Origin of the sequence: Massilia sp. Bi118 (assembly GCF_918697865.1) — a bacterium.
Lineage (GTDB): Bacteria > Pseudomonadota > Gammaproteobacteria > Burkholderiales > Burkholderiaceae_D > Telluria.
Genome location: NZ_CAKKMV010000001.1, coordinates 1 through 15,261 on the forward strand (window position 1 = coordinate 1; position 15,261 = coordinate 15,261).

A 15,261-nucleotide genomic window follows, 5' to 3' on the forward strand; every position below is an offset into this window, starting at 1 on the left:
AAGCGCTTGCACCCCTTGTCCGCGTTGTGTCGCTCGACACAACGATTGAACACAGCGCGTGGAAGACCCTTTAAAAGCGCCTGGAAAGTGGTTATCGTAGACATGGTTGCAGGTTTAGGTTGTGAGCATGAGAACTCAGGGTTTTAGTACCCTTAACCTTTACCTGCAACTCCTTTCCGATGGTCTACTACCAGCTCAACTGTCAATTATCTTGGACAGCAGTGCGCCTTCGCGGGAAGTCATTTCGGGCAATGCCCGGAATGACGGTCAGGTAGCGTCGCGCATCGCCAGATCTTTGGCCTTCAACTTCGCCGACAGCGGCTTGCCCTTGCGCGCCCGCTTGCCGAAGTGCGGCTCCAGTCCGACGCCGAACAGCTCCACGGTACGCGGCTTGTCGCCGGCCCAGGTGCCGTTGACGTTCAGGCCTTTCGGGCTGATCGGCTGTGCGGCCAGCAGGCTTTCCTTCGGCTCCAGCTCCATCAGCGTCACGCCACGGCCGCCGTTCGTCAGCACTTTCATTTCGTCGATGCCGAACACCAGCACGCGGCCCTTTTCGGACAGGCAGGCGATGGCGCCGGCGTTGTCCGTCACCACGCGCGGAGCCAGCGGCACGGCGCCGTCGTCCAGCGTGATGAAGGACTTGCCGCCCTTCAGGCGGGTCGCCATGTCGCCGGCCCTGGCGATGAAGCCGAAGCCCGCAGTGGTCGACAGCAGCAGACGGGTGTCGGCATTGCCGGCGAAGTAGTACAGGATGCGGCCGCCGCCCGACAAGTCGACCAGGGTCGTGATCGGGACGCCGTCGCCGCGCGCGCCCGGCAGCGCGGCCACCGGCACGGAATAAGCCTTGCCGTTGTCGCCGATGCACAGCAGGTTGTCGACGGTGCGGCATTCGAAGACCTTGCCCAGTGAATCGCCGGCCTTGAAGGTGAGCTGCGCCGGATCGTGGCCGATGCCGGTGCGCGCGCGCACCCAGCCCTTCTCGGAGACGATCACGGTGACCGGCTCGTCGATGATTTTCTGTTCGAGCACGGCTTTCTGCGCTTCTTCGATCAGCGTGCGGCGGTCGTCGCCGTACTGCTTCGCATCGGCTTCGATTTCGCGGATCACCAGGCGCTTCATGCTCGAGGTGTTCTCGAGCAGGTCCTCGAGCTTTTCCTTTTCGCCGCGCAGTTCGGCCAGCTCCTGCTGGATCTTGATCGCTTCCAGGCGCGCCAGCTGGCGCAGGCGGATTTCGAGGATGTCCTCGGCCTGGCGGTCCGACAGGCGGAAACGCTCGATCAGCGCGGCCTTCGGTTCGTCCGAATTGCGGATGATGGCGATGACTTCGTCGATGTTCAGCAGGACGGTCTCGCGGCCTTCCAGGATATGGATGCGGTCGTTGACCTTGCCCAGCCTGAACTCGGTGCGGCGGCGGACCGTCACGAAGCGGTAGTCGATCCACTCCTGCAGGATCTCGGACAGGCCCTTCTGGCGCGGACGGCCATCGCCGCCGATCATCACCAGGTTGATCGGCGCCGAGCTCTCCAGCGAGGTATGCGCCAGCAGCATCAGCATGAACTCGGCCTGGTCCTGGTTCTTCGACTTCGGCTCGAACACCAGGCGCACCGGGGCCTCGCGGCCGGATTCGTCGCGCACGGCGTCGAGCGAACCGAGGATGGTCTGCTTCAGCGCCAGCTGCTCGGGCAGCAGGGTCTTCTTGTTGGGCTTGAGCTTCGGGTTGGTCAGTTCCTCGATCTCTTCCAGCACGCGCTGCGACGAGCAGCCCGGCGGCAGTTCGGTGACCACCGCCTGCCACTGGCCGCGCGCCAGTTCTTCGATCTTCCAGCGCGCGCGCACTTTCAGCGAGCCGCGGCCGGTGGCGTAGATGTCGGCGATGTTCGAGGCCGGAGTAATGATCTGGGCGCCGCCCGGATAGTCCGGCCCCTGGATCAGCGTCATCAGCTCGGCGTGGGTGATCTTTGGATTGCGGATCATCGCCACCGCCGCTGCCGCCACCTCGCGCAGGTTGTGCGACGGGACTTCGGTCGCCATGCCCACCGCGATGCCGGAGGCGCCGTTCAGCAGCAGCATCGGCAGGCGCGCCGGCAGGGTGCGCGGTTCCTGGACCGAGCCGTCGTAGTTCGGCTGGAAGTCGACCGTGCCCATATCGATTTCGTCCATCAGCAGGCGCGAGATCGGGGTCAGGCGGGCTTCGGTATAACGCATCGCCGCGGCGCCGTCGCCGTCGCGCGAGCCGAAGTTGCCCTGGCCGTCGATCAGCGGGTAGCGCAGCGAGAAGTCCTGGGCCATGCGCACCAGGGCGTCGTACACGGACTGGTCGCCGTGCGGGTGGAGTTTACCGAGCACGTCGCCGACCACGGCCGCGGATTTGCGCGGTTTCGCGGTCGGGCCCAGGCCCAGTTCGTTCATCGCGTACAGGATACGGCGCTGCACCGGCTTCTGGCCGTCGGACACGTCCGGCAGCGCGCGGCCTTTCACGACCGAGACCGCGTAGTCCAGGTAGGCGCGCTCGGCGAAGGTGGAGAGGGTGAGCGTTTCGGCGTCGTCGCCGGCCGGCTCGTTTTGTTGTTCGAAAAGGTTCGCTTGCGTCATGTTCGTTCGTATCAGATATCGGCTTCGGTTTCGTTACCGTGCTCTTCCAGCCATGCGCGGCGGGCGGCGGCTTCGCCTTTACCCATCAGCATGTTGAAGCGCGCCGACGATTCGGCCAGGTTGTAATCGCCGAAGGCCACCGGCAGCAGGCGGCGGGTGTCCGGGTTCATCGTGGTTTCCCACAGCTGCTCGGCGTTCATCTCGCCCAGGCCCTTGAAGCGGGAGATGCTCCACACGCCTTCCTTCAGGCCTTCCTTTTTGAGCTTGTCCTCGATCGCCAGCAGTTCGCCGTCGTCCAGCGCGTACAGCTTCTGGATCGGCTTCTTGCCGCGCGCCGGCACGTCGACGCGGAACAAAGGCGGACGGGCGACGCAGACATGGCCGTGGTTGAAGAGGGCGGGGAAGTGCTTGAAGAACAGCGTCAGCAGCAGGACCTGGATGTGCGAGCCGTCGACGTCCGCATCGGACAGGATGCAGATCTTCCCGTAGCGCAGGCCGGACAGGTCGGGATTGTCGCCCGAGCTGTGCGGATCGACGCCGATCGCCACCGCGATGTCGTGGATTTCGTTGTTGGCGAACAGGCGGTCGCGGTCGGTTTCCCAGGTGTTCAGCACCTTGCCGCGCAGCGGCAGGATGGCCTGGAATTCCTTGTCGCGGCCCATCTTCGCGGAACCGCCCGCCGAGTCGCCCTCGACCAGGAACAGTTCGTTGCGGGTGATGTCGGTCGATTCGCAATCGGTCAGCTTGCCCGGCAAAACGGCCACGCCCGAGGACTTCTTCTTCTCGACTTTCTGCAGCGAGCGCAGGCGGCTTTGCGCCTGCTTGATCACCAGTTCGGCCAGCTTCTTGCCGTAGTCGACGTGCTGGTTCAGCCACAGTTCGAGCGGCGGCTTCGTGAAGGTCGAGACCAGTTTGACGGCGTCGCGCGAGTTCAGGCGCTCCTTGGTCTGGCCCTGGAACTGCGGGTCCAGCACCTTCGCCGACAACACGAACGAGACGCGCGCGAACACGTCTTCAGGCAGCAGCTTGACGCCCTTCGGCAGCAGCGAATGCATCTCGACGAAATTCTTCACCGCGCCGAACAGGCCGTCGCGCAGGCCGGATTCGTGGGTGCCGCCGCTGACCGTCGGGATCAGGTTGACGTAGGATTCGCGCACCACGGCGCCTTCCTCGGTCCAGGCCACGACCCAGGCCGCGCCTTCGCCTTCGGCAAAGCCCTCATCGCCGGCGGCGGCGTACTGCGCGCCTTCGAACAGCGGGATCACGGTCTGGCCCTGGCCCACGGTTTGTGCAAGGGCTTCGGTCAGGTAGCCGCGCAGGCCTTCGTCGTAGCGCCAGGTCTGGACGTCGCCGGTCTTGGCGTTGGTGAGGGTGACGGTCACGCCCGGCAGCAGCACGGCCTTCGAGCGCAGCAGGCGCTGCAGCTCGGTCATCGGGATGTTGGGCGAGTCGAAATATTTACCGTCCGGCCAGGCGGTGACGCGGGTACCGTTCTTCTTGCCGCCGCGCTCGGGCGGGACGGAGCTCAGAGGCTCGACGACGTCGCCGGCTTCGAAGGCCAGGTTGTGCACGCCGTTGCCCTGGTCGTCCTTGCGCCAGACGGTGATCTCCAGGCGCTTCGACAGCGCGTTGGTGACCGACACGCCGACGCCGTGCAGACCGCCCGAGAAGGCATAGGCACCGCCCGAACCTTTGTCGAACTTGCCGCCCGCGTGCAGGCGCGTGAACACGATCTCGACGGTCGAGACGCCTTCCTCGGGGTGGATGCCGACCGGGATACCGCGGCCGTCATCTTCGACCGTGATCGAACCGTCCGGGTTCATCGTCACGGCGATGTTCTTGCAGTGACCACCGAGCGCCTCGTCCGAGGCGTTGTCGATCACTTCCTGGATGATGTGCAGCGGGTTTTCGGTGCGCGTGTACATGCCCGGGCGCTGCTTGACGGGCTCCAGCCCCTTCAGGACCCGGATGGATGATTCGCTGTAATCGGTTGCGGTTTTCTTGGTGGCCATGCTGTATTTGTGTAATCGAATGCCTGCGCATTCTATCTTGTCGCGCGGCAATAAGGTCGCCAAACGACGTGGCAAAAGGCGCCAGTGTCGGTGCTTACGCGCGTTTTGGGAAGAGTGCTTGGCGCAACACTGTATGGAAATACAGTATTTTTGCCTGTAGCGCGGAAGTTTGCAAGCATTGAATCGTCAGAATCTGTAAATGCGAATCGTGCGGGCCAATGGCCGGGCTATATTTAAGTGCATGGCAGAACATAATGAAAATCGTGAAACTGCCGGCCCGCCGCGCGTGCCGGACCGGCGCGCCAGCGGCAGCGGCTCGCGCTACCTGCGGCAGGGCGATACGCCCTTGAACCTGGCCGGCCGCGTATTGCGCTCGCGCTGGCGCGCCCTCAGCGACCGCTTCAGCCGCGACTTCATGCGGCGCACGCTGCGCATCGGCGTCTCGGCCCGCATCTTCCATCCGGAGCCCGGCTCGGTCGGCCTGCGCAGCAAGAACCTGCAATACCTCGAGGAATCGATTGCACAATGGGTGATGTCGCGCGACGTGCTGGTCTTCATGGTGCCGACCGTGAATACCGGCGGCCTGCTGCACCCCTCCAACATCACCATGCGCCATTACGCGCGCCACCTGGACGGGCTGGTGCTGCAGGGCGGGGCGGACGTCTCGCCGATGACCTATGCGGAGTCGCCCACGCGCCCGGAATGGAACGGCGACCGCGCGCGCGACGTGTACGAGCTGGAACTGCTGCATGAATTCGTCGACGCCGGCAAGCCGGTGCTGGGCATCTGCCGCGGTTGCCAGCTGATCAACGTCGGTTTCGGCGGCACCCTCTACCAGGACGTTGCCACCAACGTGCCCGAGGCCCTGGCCCACGTGCACGAAGACTACGACGCCCACCGCCACGCCATCGTGTTCCCGCCCGGCTCCTCGCTGGGCAAGATGTTCCCCGACCAGCAGCGCCCGATCGTGAACTCCATCCACCACCAGGCCGTCAAGGACCTGGGGCGCGATATCCATGTGGAGGCGATGTCCGACCCGGACGGCATCATTGAAGCGATCCGCTACCAAAGGGCGCCCTTCGTGATGGGGCTGCAGTGGCATCCGGAGTTCCACCGGGCGAAGGGGACGGAGCTGCTGGATTGTACGCCGGTGCTGGATGAGTTTTTGAGGGCGGCCAGGGAGACCAGGCTCTAAGTGTTGACTCGTCGTCCCCGCGAAGGCGGGGATCCAAGTTCTGCATGCGTTTCGTTAGCGCGCGCAACTTGGGTTCCCGCCTTCGCGGGAACGACGAAAGAATATGCTTGCACAGCTTTCCAAGTATCTCCATAATCTAAATGAGAATCATTCTCATGAAGACAAGGAGGCCACATGGACGACGATTTCCTGGACGATACCCCCGCATCCGGCACCCCCAGCACCCGCCACGCCCTGCTGGTCGCGGCCCTGCTGCACCTGATGTCGCAATACACGCTGCGCAGCACCCCGCGCGCACCCGCCGCGAACCCCGAAGACGAAGGCCCCTGCGTGAAACTGGCCGCCGTGATCGAACGCCACCTCGACGCCCTGGCCCGCCTGCCGGATGCCGAGCCGGTGCTGCGCGCCACCTGCGAGCAATTGCGCGTGAAATGGGAAGACCTGGTCGACAGCCGCATGCCTGTGCCGGTCAAGCGGCCGTTGTTGTCGCGCATTCTGCGTCCGGGCGCGTTCAAGGCGCCGGCGCTGGCAAGCTGAGGCGGAAAGGAATCAGCCCAGCCAGGCGCGCAGGGCAGCTTCGCCGTCCGGCGTAAAAGCCAGTACGCGGGAGTCCGGCACGCGCCTGGCCCAGCCCAGTTGCTGAAAACGGTCCAACAGGGCGGTGCCGAGCTGGCCGGCAAGGTGATGGCGCCGCTCGCTCCAGTCCAGGCAGGTGCGGCAGAAGGGGCGGCGCGAGGCCGGCAGCTTGCCGGTGTCGACGCCGAGGGCGCGCACCAGCGCCTGTCCTTGCGAAGTGAGCGCGACGCCGTCGGCGTCCAGCGCAAACGCACCGCGCCGCGCCAGGCTTTCATAAACAAGAACACCCAGCTCGCCGGCCAGATGGTCGTAGCAGACCCGCGCCTTCCTCAGCGCCGGCTCGCGCGGACTCGAGCGCACACGCACGGCGCCGGTGCCGAAAGCCACGCCCATCAGCGATTCGAGCAGCTGGGCGACCTCGGCATCGGCGATGCGGAAGTAGCGGTGCCGGCCCTGCGCTTCGACGCTGAGCAAGCCGGCATCCTCCAGCTTGGCCAGGTGCGTGCTGATGGTCTGGCGCGTGACGCCGGCGGCGTCGGCCAGTTCAGTCGCGGTCAGCGCCATGCCGCTCATCAGGACGGTGAGCACCTCGGCGCGCGCGTGGTCGCCGATCATGGCGGCGATATTCGTGATATTCGGTCCGTCTCGCATGCTTCGATCCTAACCGAAGCATCGTCGCGGGGCAAAGGGCTAATGTGGTCACCTTCATCACCAAGGAGGCCACATGATCACCTGCTTCATCCGCTACGAAATAGACCCCACACGCAAAGAACAGTTCCGCCGCTACGCGGAAAACTGGGGCCGCATCATCCCGCGCCTGGGCGGGAGCCTGCTCGGCTACTTCCTGCCGCATGAGGGCACGAACTACGAGGCCTGGGGCCTGGTCGGCTTCGACAGCCTGGCCGCCTACGAAGCCTATCGCGCACGCCTGAAACTCGATGAGGAGGCGCGCGCCAACTTCGCCTTCGCGCAAGAGCAGTGCTTCATCCTGCGCGAAGAACGGACCTTCACCGAACTGGTCGAAGGGACTTTACACCCGGAGCCGCTGCGATGATCGCCGTGATCTTCGAAGTCGAGCCGGATCCCGCGTATCGGCAGGAATACCTGGATACGGCCGCCGTGCTGCGCGCCGAGCTGGAAGCCATCGATGGTTTCATCTCGGTGGAGCGCTTCGAGTCGCTGTCGCGGCCGGGCACGCTCCTGTCGCTGTCCTTCTGGCGCGATGAAGATGCGGTCAAAGGCTGGCGCAACCTGGCCTCGCACCGCGAAGCGCAAATGCGCGGGCGGCAGGGCGTGTTCCGCAACTACCGGCTGCGCGTGGCCGAGGTACTGCGCGATTACGGCTTGCGCGAGCGGGACGAGGCGCCGGCGGACGCCCCGCGCCTCCGCATCACTCCCTGATCATCAATCCCTGATCTCGGCCTCGACCAGCTTGGCCAGCAGCTCCAGCGACTCCTGCCAGCCCAGGTAGCAGGCCTCTGCCGGAATCACGGCCGGAATGCCTTCCTGCCGGATCTTCACCTCGACGCCGCAGAACACTTCACGCAGCGTTACCGTGGTCTGCATGCGGCCGGGCAGGTTCGGATCGTCGAATTCGGCCGAGTAGCGCAGGCGCTGGCCCGGTTCCAGTTCCAGGTATTCGCCGCCGAAAGAATGGCCATGGCCGGTGGTGAAATTCGTGAAGGACATGCGGTAGCGGCCGCCGACCCGGGCGTCCATCTCGTGGACGGTGCCGATGAAGCCATGTGGCGGCAGCCATTTGGCGAAGGCGCCGGCGGTGGTGAAGGCGCGGTAGACGCGGTCGGCGCTGGATTTCAGGACGCGGTGCAAATCAACAGTATTCGTGGACATGATGTCTCCTTATCGTTGGCAGAGGAGGTCCCTCTGATGCTACGACGAACGGGGCGCGGCAAATTCGACATGCTAGAGTAATCGCATGTCATCCTCCCGACAATATCCAGTCACGCCGGACGGCCGCTACTTCGTGGTCGACGGCCGCCTGTGGCGCACCACCAATCCCGCGCTCGCGCCCGAAGAAAAGCAGGCACTGGTCGACAAACTGATGAAGGCGCGCCGCCAGGTCGGCGTCGCGAAGAAGGCCGGCGATGCGGAAGCGGAGCGCCAGGCCCGCGCCGCGGTCGATGAGGCCAAGCGCGCACTGGGCGAGCGAGGTCCGGTGTGGTGGAGCGATGGCGCCCCCGACTTCAACCGGCGCCTCGCCGCCAACACGCCCTACGCCGATTGGTATGCGGCGCTTCCTTAAAACCATTTCTTTTTGCCGCGCCTTATTCCTACAGCACACCATGTAAATACGATTGATTTCGGCTTGTCATCGTCGATACTTCGGAGCTTATAACCCGCGTCCATTTCCCTTGCTCAGTTACCAGCAGGCTGGCAATCATTGCCCAGCCAGGATTTCGCTCGTCTGTTGCATCCGCGCGGGTTCAACATAAGGAGGAGAGTGATGAAGAAGTTTGCATTTCTACTGGCGACCCTGCTTGGCATCTGGTCGATGGCAACCATGTCGGTCGCCGATACGGTCACGGCGATGCACCCCGCGGCCGCACCGCATCCGGATAATGTGTTCACAAGGATGTTTCCCGATCTATCTCCGTTTTCCCAGCAGACCAACGATGCGCGCAAGGCGGTGCAGCTGCTCGCCGCGCAAGGCGGGTTGCTCGATGCGCACGACCAGCTGACCGACCCGGTCGCCTCGATCACCGATCCCGGGCCGGTCAACCGGGACAACCCCAGCATGACGGCCGGCATGACCTTCCTCGGTCAATTCCTCGACCACGACATCACCTTCGACAAGAGGTCGGCGCTGAATGCCAACGTCGATCCGCTCAGGACAATCAATTTCCGCACCGCGGCCTTCGACCTCGATTCGGTCTACGGCGACGGTCCGCAGCGCTCGCCGCAGCTGTACGACACCAGTTCCGGCCGCATCAAGTTCAGGCTGCAGGCCATCCCCGGTTCGGAGACGGTGTCGCGGCATAACGCGGTGCGCTTCGACGTGCCGCGCGATGGCGCCGCCAATGCCATCGTCGCCGAATCGCGCAACGACGAAAACTGCGTCATCAGCCAGATGCAGGTGGCCTTCCTGTCTTTCCATAACGCCGTCACCGACTGGCTGGCAGCCCAGCCGGCCTACCAGGGCGCGTCCGCGGACCGCATCTTCCGCGATGCGCGCCGCCTCGTGACCTGGCACTACCAGTGGATCATCCTGCATGAATTCCTGCCCAAAACGATAGGGCCGACCCTGCTGGCAAGAATCTTGCGCGATGGGCCGCAGTTCTACCACCCCGAGGCGGCGGTAAACCGCTTCCAGGCCGCCGATGGACAATCGATGCCGCGCATCCCGATCGAGTTCGCGGCCGCCGCCTACCGCTTCGGCCACTCGCAGGTGCGGCCGAGCTACCGCCTGAATTTCTCGGCGACGGGCGGCACGCCGCTGTTCCTGTTCATCTTCGACGACAGCCAGGACCCCGCCGCGGCCGACCCCGGCGACCTGCGCGGCGGCAAGCGCGCGCCGCGCCGTTTCATCGATTGGGAAACCTTCTTCGATTTTGGCGACGGCAATGTCCGCAACAACAAGCTGATCGACACCCATTTGTCCACGCCGCTGATGGCGCTGCCGGGTTCGCGCGGACCTTCGCCCGGGCTGCCGAGCGACGGGCTGCAGTCGCTGCCGGCGCGCAGCCTCACGCGCGCCGTGAACTTCGGCATCCCGTCCGGGCAGGCGATCGCCAGGAAGCTGCGGGTGCCGGTGCTCACGCCGGCCCAGCTGCATGAACTGGCGCCCTACGCCCTCGACAGCAGGACGACCATGGATACCTCGACCCCCTTGTTCTACTACGTGCTGAAGGAGGCGGAAGTGATGGCCAGCGGCCAGCGCCTCGGCCCGGTCGGCGGCGACATCGTCGGCGAAGTCTTCGTCGGCCTGCTGCGCGAGGACAGCGGCGCCTACCTTCGGGCGCAGCCGGGCTGGCGGCCGACCCTGCCTTCCAGCACGCCCGGCGACTTCCGGATGACGGACCTGCTGAAGTTTGCCGGCGTGGTGCCGCCGCTCTGAACAAAAATGCCCCTTCATCATGCCAATCCGAGGAGGTTTTATGAGCACCCTGTCTCACAAGCTAGTTACCGCAGCTATCTCCAGCGCGCTCGCCCTGGCCGGCGCCAGCTTCGCGCAGCAGACGCCGGACGACGCGCAGATCGCCGGCATCGTTGTCGCCGCCAACAGCGTCGACATCAATGCCGGCAAGCTGGCGCAGAAGAAGGCCGCGGACGCCGAGGTCAAGGCCTTCGCCAGGCAGATGGTGACCGACCACACGGCCGTGAACAAGCAGGCCGGCGCACTGGTGAAAAAGCTGAAGGTGACGCCGACGGAAAGCGATCTCAGTAAAACCCTGAAGCAGGGCGGGGCCGACAACATGGCGAAACTCAAGCCGCTGAAAGGCAAGGATTTCGATAAAGCCTATATCGACCACGAAGTCGAGTACCACCAGGCGGTCATCGACGCGATGGACAAGACCCTGATCCCCAGCGCGCAGAACGCCGAGCTGAAGGACACCTTGGTGAAGACGCGCCCGGCCTTCGTCGCCCACCTGGAGCATGCGAAGAAGATCCAGGCGGCGATGATGAAGTAGGCGGCAAATAAGCGGCGGCGCTTCAGCGCAGGCGGCGCTCGCCCCTGAAGCGCTGGATCGCCGCATTCACCATGCCTTCGCAGCTGCCCTGGCGCTCGTACTGCGCGCGCAGCCAGGCGGCATCGCTGCCGCCGGACGCCGCCTCGGCCAGGTGCAGCAGCGCCTCGACGCTGCCCAGCGCCTGGGCGTGCGGCTCCATCAGGTCGAGGGTGGCGAGGATGTCGTCGCGCAGCGGCAGCTGTTCGTAGGTCTTCGGATGCGTGATCACGCCTTCGAGGCCGAAGCGGGCGGCCTGGAAGCGGTTGTAGTTGTAGACGAGATAATCGTCCTCTACCGGTGGCGGATCGCGACGCTCCAGCAGATGGCGGCAGATCGCCTGCAGGTAGGCCGCCAGCGCCGCCGCCCGTTCCACCGTCAGCGGGGTGTCGCAGACCCGCAGTTCGATGGTGCCGTATTCCGGCTTGGGGCGCAGGTCCCAGTAAAAATCCTTCATGCTCTTGATGATGCCGGTGCGCTCCATCTTCGCGAAGTAGACGTTCGCGAACTCGTCCCAATTCAGGACGAAGGGCGCGCGCCCGCTCAGGGGGAAGGCGCTGACGGAATTCAGGCGCGCCGAATCGAAGCCGGAATCGTGACCCTGCACGAAGGGCGAGGAGGCGGACAGCGCGATGAAGTGCGGGATGTAGCGCGACAGCGCGTGCAGCAGGTAGAGCGCGTCGTCGCCGTGGGCGCAGCCGATGTGCACGTGCTGGCCGAACACCGTGAACTGCTTGGCCAGGTAGCCGTACAGGGTCGACAGTTCCTGGTAGCGCGGTTTGGAGGAGATGCGCTGCTCGGACCAGTGCTGGAAAGGGTGGGTGCCGCCGCCCGCGATGCCGATGTTGAGCATGTCGCTGGCGGCGACCAGGGTGTCGCGGATTTCCAGCAGCTCGGCCAGCAGCGGGCGGTAGCGGGTCTGCACGCTCGAATTAATCTCGATCATGCTCTCGGTGATCTCCGGCGTCACGTTGCCGGGGAAGGGCTTGCGCTTCAGGAGATGCATCAGGTCCGGACTGGCCGGGGTCAGGTCCAGATCCGACAGGCTGACCAGCTGCAGTTCGAGCTCGACCCCGAAGCTGAGGGCGTCGGATGTGGCGAAGGCTTCAAGCGGCATGGCGCGGCTCCGGTGCTTCGCGCGCCCACACGAGGGCGCGCTGCAGGATGATGGGCCCGAACACTTCGAGCAGCATGGTCACCGCGGCAATCGCGCGCAGTTCATCCACCACCTGCACGCCGGCGTGGCGCGCATGCTCGAGCAGCAGGATCACGAACACCGACAGCGGCGCCAGCGCGACCCCGGTCAGCGCGCCCTTGCGCCAGGAAATGCCGGCCAGGTGCGCGAAGGCCATCACGCCCAGCAGCTTGGTCAGCAGGCGGGCCAGCACCAGCGCCACGGCCATGGCGCCGCCGGCCACGATCTTCTGCCAGTCCAGGGTGGAGGCGGCGAACACGAACAGCACCACGGTCAGCAGCTCGCCGAGGGCGCCGAAGTTGCGCTGCGCCTGGCTGAAGGCGATGCGGCGGTGGCGCGCCATCAGGCCGAAGGCGAGAGTGGCGACCACCGGCGACAGGCCGAGCGTGTAGGTGACCGAGACCAGCAGGACCACCGCCAGCGAAAAGGCGACGGTGGCGTCCTGGGCCGGCTTGCCGAGCACGCGCAGCACGGCCGGCACGATCAGGCCGAACACCGCGCCGGAAAACGCGGAAACGGCCAGCACCACCAGGCTGTTCCAGAGCGCATCGCCGAGGTCCTCCGAAGTGCGGAAGATCCACAGGCCGACGCTGACGTTGAAGGCGAACACCGCCAGCACGCAGTTCAGCGCGCACAAGTGCAGGGCGCGCTCGGTCACCTGGCCCGAGCTTTTCTGTTCGTTGATCACGCGGACCACGGTGGCCGGCGATGTCGCCATCGAGAGCGAAGCCAGCATCTGGGCGTTGATGACGGCCACGCCGAAAGCCCTGGCGATGTAGTACACGGCGAGGAAGGTGAGCAGGGCCTCGGCCAGGCCGGACACGCCGATCCACGGGTTGGTGCGCAGCCAGCGCAGGTTGATGCGGTAGCCGAGCTCGAACAGGATCAGGCCGAAGGCGACGTCGGCCACCAGCAGCGCAGTGCCGGGCTCGGCCGACGGCAGCACGCCCAGCTGGGGCGCGGCCAGCAGGAAGCCGACCAGGCCATAGAAGCTGATGCGCGGCAAGCCGGTCCAGCGCTGACCGAATTCAGCGGCCAGCCAGGCCAGCGTGATCGCGACCGGCCATGACAGACTGCTCAGGATCGCCAACAGGTCCGGCATGCACGCTCCTTTTGTCAAAATGGCATGATGTACGAGCCGATTCTACAAGAGGCTGCCGCGCGCACGATTGCGTGTAGGAAGACTGGAAGAGCGGGGCGTGTGCGCTGCGATAAAATGGCGGGATGAACCAAACCCCGCCTATCGAAACACCACCGCCCCAGACCGGCGCCCGCGCCCCCATCCGTCTTGCTTCCCAGGTGCTGACCTGCCTGGTGTTCTGCCTGATCGCCGCCCCCATCATCTGGTTCACCCGGCCGCAACCGCTCACGATTTTCAGCCGTCCCGCCGGGCCGCTGACCCAGTTGCTGGTCGGCCAGGTGCTGGCGCTGGTCGCGGCGCTGGTGTCCTGGCTGCTGTTCAAGCTGACGGCCAGTTCGGCCTCCAGTGCCAGGACCGTCGAAAGCTACGCGCGGCTTGACCTGCGCGGCCTGAATCCGCTGTGGATCAGCATCGCCGCCGCCATCGGCGAAGAGGTGCTGTTCCGCGCGGCCCTGCAGCCGTTGCTGGGCGTGTGGATCGTGTCGCTGCTGTTCCTGCTCACGCACGTGCCGGTGTACCGCTTCCGCAAGCTGGACGGCGCGGCGATCGCGCAGGCGGCCAGCGTGTTTGCCGGCAGCGTGGTGCTGGGTTTCGTGTTCGAGTATGTGGGATTGATTGCGTCGATCCTGGTGCATGCGTGGATCGATATCGTGGGGCTGCTGATTGTGCGCCACGCGAGCCAGACACGCGCCTGATTACTTGCTCAACAATCGCATCGCGCGTTCCAACCCATCTATCGTCACCGGAAACATCCGGTTATTCATGATCTGCCGAATCACGCTGATGGATTGCCGGTACTGCCACAAGCTCTCCGGCTCCGGATTCAGCCAGGCGAATTTCGGGAAGGCGTGGCAGAAGCGGGCCAGCCATTCGGCGCCGGCTTCCTCGTTGTTGTACTCGCTTGATCCGCCCGGGGCCAGCACCTCGTAGGGGCTCATGGTGGCGTCGCCGACGAAGATCACGCGGGTGTCGGGCGGGTACTTGCGCAGCACGTCCCAGGTCGGGAAGCGCTCGGAACTGCGGCGGCGGTTGTTCTTCCACAGGTAGTCATACACGCAGTTGTGGAAGTAGAAGAACTCCATGTTCTTGAATTCGGTCTTCGCCGCCGAAAACAGCTCCTCGGTGCGTTCGATGTGGTCGTCCATGGTGCCGCCGACGTCCAGCAGCATCAGCACCTTGATGCGGTTCTTCCGCTCCGGCTGCATCTTGATGTCCAGCCAGCCGGCGTTGTTGGCGGTCGAGCGGATGGTGTCGTCCAGCGCCAGTTCCTCGGCCGCCCCGGTGCGGGCGAAACGGCGCAGGCGGCGCAGCGCCACCTTGATGTTGCGGACGCCCAGTTCGCGCTCGCCATCGTAGTCCTTGTACTCGCGCTGCTCCCACACTTTCACCGCGGTGCGGTTGCGGCTCTTGCCGCCGATGCGGATGCCTTCCGGATTGGTGCCGCCATTCCCGAACGGCGAGCTGCCGCCGGTGCCGATCCACTTGCTGCCGCCTTCGTGGCGTTCTTTCTGCTCCTTCAGCAGCTCGGCCAGGCGCGACATCAGCTTGTCGTAGCCCAGCTTCTGCAGCTCGGCCTTCTGCTCCGGCGTCAACTCGCGCTCCAGCCGCTGGATCAGCCAGTCGAGCGGGATGTCCGCCTTGGCGTCGAACACCGCCTCGATCCCCTTGAAGTAGAGTCCGAAGGCCTTGTCGAACTTGTCGAAGTGGGCTTCGTCCTTCACCAGGGTCAGGCGCGACAGATAGTAGAACGCGTCCAGCGAGGGCGCGATCACGTTCTTCTCCAGCGCTTCCAGCAAGGTCAGGAATTCCTTGATCGTGACCGGGACCTTGGCGTCACGCAGGGCGAAGAAAAAACCGATCAGCAT

Annotated in this window: 15 protein-coding genes; 8 read left to right on the top strand and 7 right to left on the bottom strand. The window is 65.1% G+C overall.

Features of this window, described 5'->3' with window-relative positions; all coding sequences use genetic code 11:
• Window positions 1-267: 267 nt before the first annotated feature.
• Both parC and LQV39_RS00010 read right to left on the bottom strand, forming a co-directional pair.
• Window positions 268-2,592, bottom strand: coding sequence for a DNA topoisomerase IV subunit A (parC, locus tag LQV39_RS00005; protein WP_230019580.1), 2,325 nt, complete (start codon window positions 2,590-2,592; stop codon window positions 268-270).
• Between the two features lie 11 nt (window positions 2,593-2,603).
• The gene (locus tag LQV39_RS00010; RefSeq protein ID WP_230019581.1) at window positions 2,604-4,604 is read right to left on the bottom strand and encodes a DNA topoisomerase IV subunit B; all 2,001 of its coding nucleotides are present in this window, start codon (window positions 4,602-4,604) and stop codon (window positions 2,604-2,606) included.
• A 241-nt stretch (window positions 4,605-4,845) separates the two neighbouring features.
• On the opposite strand from LQV39_RS00010, the gene LQV39_RS00015 reads away from it, so the two are divergent.
• Window positions 4,846-5,799 carry a gamma-glutamyl-gamma-aminobutyrate hydrolase family protein gene (locus tag LQV39_RS00015; protein ID WP_230019582.1) on the top strand — a complete coding sequence of 318 codons (954 nt, stop codon included), beginning with the start codon at window positions 4,846-4,848 and terminating at the stop codon, window positions 5,797-5,799.
• A 174-nt stretch (window positions 5,800-5,973) separates the two neighbouring features.
• Window positions 5,974-6,336 (top strand): hypothetical protein, encoded by a 363-nt coding sequence (locus LQV39_RS00020; protein ID WP_230019583.1) that lies wholly within the window; start codon window positions 5,974-5,976, stop codon window positions 6,334-6,336.
• A gap of 12 nt (window positions 6,337-6,348) precedes the next feature.
• Here LQV39_RS00020 and LQV39_RS00025 read toward each other — a convergent pair whose 3' ends face one another.
• Complete coding sequence (locus LQV39_RS00025; protein WP_230019584.1) at window positions 6,349-7,026, bottom strand: helix-turn-helix transcriptional regulator; 678 nt, start codon at window positions 7,024-7,026, stop codon at window positions 6,349-6,351.
• Between the two features lie 73 nt (window positions 7,027-7,099).
• Between LQV39_RS00025 and LQV39_RS00030 the strand changes: the two genes are divergently transcribed.
• Window positions 7,100-7,429, top strand: a complete 330-nt coding sequence (locus LQV39_RS00030) for an NIPSNAP family protein (protein ID WP_230019585.1) — start codon at window positions 7,100-7,102, stop codon at window positions 7,427-7,429.
• Window positions 7,426-7,776 carry an antibiotic biosynthesis monooxygenase gene (locus tag LQV39_RS00035; protein ID WP_230019586.1) on the top strand — a complete coding sequence of 117 codons (351 nt, stop codon included), beginning with the start codon at window positions 7,426-7,428 and terminating at the stop codon, window positions 7,774-7,776. The genes LQV39_RS00030 and LQV39_RS00035 overlap by 4 nt, the downstream gene beginning before the upstream one ends.
• Before the next feature lie 3 nt (window positions 7,777-7,779).
• On the opposite strand, the gene LQV39_RS00040 is transcribed toward LQV39_RS00035, so the two are convergent.
• Window positions 7,780-8,226: an SRPBCC family protein gene (locus LQV39_RS00040; protein WP_230019587.1), complete on the bottom strand. Its 447-nt coding sequence runs from the start codon at window positions 8,224-8,226 to the stop codon at window positions 7,780-7,782.
• An 85-nt stretch (window positions 8,227-8,311) separates the two neighbouring features.
• Between LQV39_RS00040 and LQV39_RS00045 the strand changes: the two genes are divergently transcribed.
• From LQV39_RS00045 to LQV39_RS00055, 3 genes are all read left to right on the top strand, one after another.
• A complete protein-coding gene (locus LQV39_RS00045; RefSeq protein ID WP_230019588.1) occupies window positions 8,312-8,638 on the top strand; it encodes a hypothetical protein in 327 nt (108 codons plus the stop codon).
• Between the two features lie 201 nt (window positions 8,639-8,839).
• Window positions 8,840-10,450 carry a heme peroxidase family protein gene (locus LQV39_RS00050; RefSeq protein WP_230019589.1) on the top strand — a complete coding sequence of 537 codons (1,611 nt, stop codon included), beginning with the start codon at window positions 8,840-8,842 and terminating at the stop codon, window positions 10,448-10,450.
• 40 nt (window positions 10,451-10,490) lie between these two features.
• Window positions 10,491-11,024 carry a DUF4142 domain-containing protein gene (locus tag LQV39_RS00055; protein ID WP_230019590.1) on the top strand — a complete coding sequence of 178 codons (534 nt, stop codon included), beginning with the start codon at window positions 10,491-10,493 and terminating at the stop codon, window positions 11,022-11,024.
• Between the two features lie 22 nt (window positions 11,025-11,046).
• Here LQV39_RS00055 and LQV39_RS00060 read toward each other — a convergent pair whose 3' ends face one another.
• The gene (locus LQV39_RS00060; RefSeq protein WP_230019591.1) at window positions 11,047-12,177 is read right to left on the bottom strand and encodes a YbdK family carboxylate-amine ligase; all 1,131 of its coding nucleotides are present in this window, start codon (window positions 12,175-12,177) and stop codon (window positions 11,047-11,049) included.
• A complete protein-coding gene (locus LQV39_RS00065; protein WP_230019592.1) occupies window positions 12,167-13,357 on the bottom strand; it encodes a cation:proton antiporter in 1,191 nt (396 codons plus the stop codon). Before LQV39_RS00065 ends, LQV39_RS00060 begins: the two co-directional genes overlap by 11 nt.
• Before the next feature lie 122 nt (window positions 13,358-13,479).
• On the opposite strand from LQV39_RS00065, the gene LQV39_RS00070 reads away from it, so the two are divergent.
• Complete coding sequence (locus LQV39_RS00070) at window positions 13,480-14,091, top strand: CPBP family intramembrane glutamic endopeptidase (RefSeq protein WP_230019593.1); 612 nt, start codon at window positions 13,480-13,482, stop codon at window positions 14,089-14,091.
• Here the strand turns inward: LQV39_RS00070 and LQV39_RS00075 are convergent, their stop codons facing one another.
• Complete coding sequence (locus LQV39_RS00075; protein WP_230019594.1) at window positions 14,092-15,261, bottom strand: VWA domain-containing protein; 1,170 nt, start codon at window positions 15,259-15,261, stop codon at window positions 14,092-14,094.

Coding starts and splice junctions, on each gene's coding strand:
- LQV39_RS00040 (WP_230019587.1), bottom strand. CDS start 8,226: ATGTCCACGAATACTGTTGATTTGCACCGCGTCCTGAAATCCAGCGCC.
- LQV39_RS00045 (WP_230019588.1), top strand. CDS start 8,312: ATGTCATCCTCCCGACAATATCCAGTCACGCCGGACGGCCGCTACTTC.
- parC (WP_230019580.1), bottom strand. CDS start 2,592: ATGACGCAAGCGAACCTTTTCGAACAACAAAACGAGCCGGCCGGCGAC.
- LQV39_RS00020 (WP_230019583.1), top strand. CDS start 5,974: ATGGACGACGATTTCCTGGACGATACCCCCGCATCCGGCACCCCCAGC.
- LQV39_RS00015 (WP_230019582.1), top strand. CDS start 4,846: ATGGCAGAACATAATGAAAATCGTGAAACTGCCGGCCCGCCGCGCGTG.
- LQV39_RS00070 (WP_230019593.1), top strand. CDS start 13,480: ATGAACCAAACCCCGCCTATCGAAACACCACCGCCCCAGACCGGCGCC.
- LQV39_RS00060 (WP_230019591.1), bottom strand. CDS start 12,177: ATGCCGCTTGAAGCCTTCGCCACATCCGACGCCCTCAGCTTCGGGGTC.
- LQV39_RS00010 (WP_230019581.1), bottom strand. CDS start 4,604: ATGGCCACCAAGAAAACCGCAACCGATTACAGCGAATCATCCATCCGG.
- LQV39_RS00030 (WP_230019585.1), top strand. CDS start 7,100: ATGATCACCTGCTTCATCCGCTACGAAATAGACCCCACACGCAAAGAA.
- LQV39_RS00035 (WP_230019586.1), top strand. CDS start 7,426: ATGATCGCCGTGATCTTCGAAGTCGAGCCGGATCCCGCGTATCGGCAG.
- LQV39_RS00075 (WP_230019594.1), bottom strand. CDS start 15,261: ATGCTGATCGGTTTTTTCTTCGCCCTGCGTGACGCCAAGGTCCCGGTC.
- LQV39_RS00025 (WP_230019584.1), bottom strand. CDS start 7,026: ATGCGAGACGGACCGAATATCACGAATATCGCCGCCATGATCGGCGAC.
- LQV39_RS00050 (WP_230019589.1), top strand. CDS start 8,840: ATGAAGAAGTTTGCATTTCTACTGGCGACCCTGCTTGGCATCTGGTCG.
- LQV39_RS00055 (WP_230019590.1), top strand. CDS start 10,491: ATGAGCACCCTGTCTCACAAGCTAGTTACCGCAGCTATCTCCAGCGCG.
- LQV39_RS00065 (WP_230019592.1), bottom strand. CDS start 13,357: ATGCCGGACCTGTTGGCGATCCTGAGCAGTCTGTCATGGCCGGTCGCG.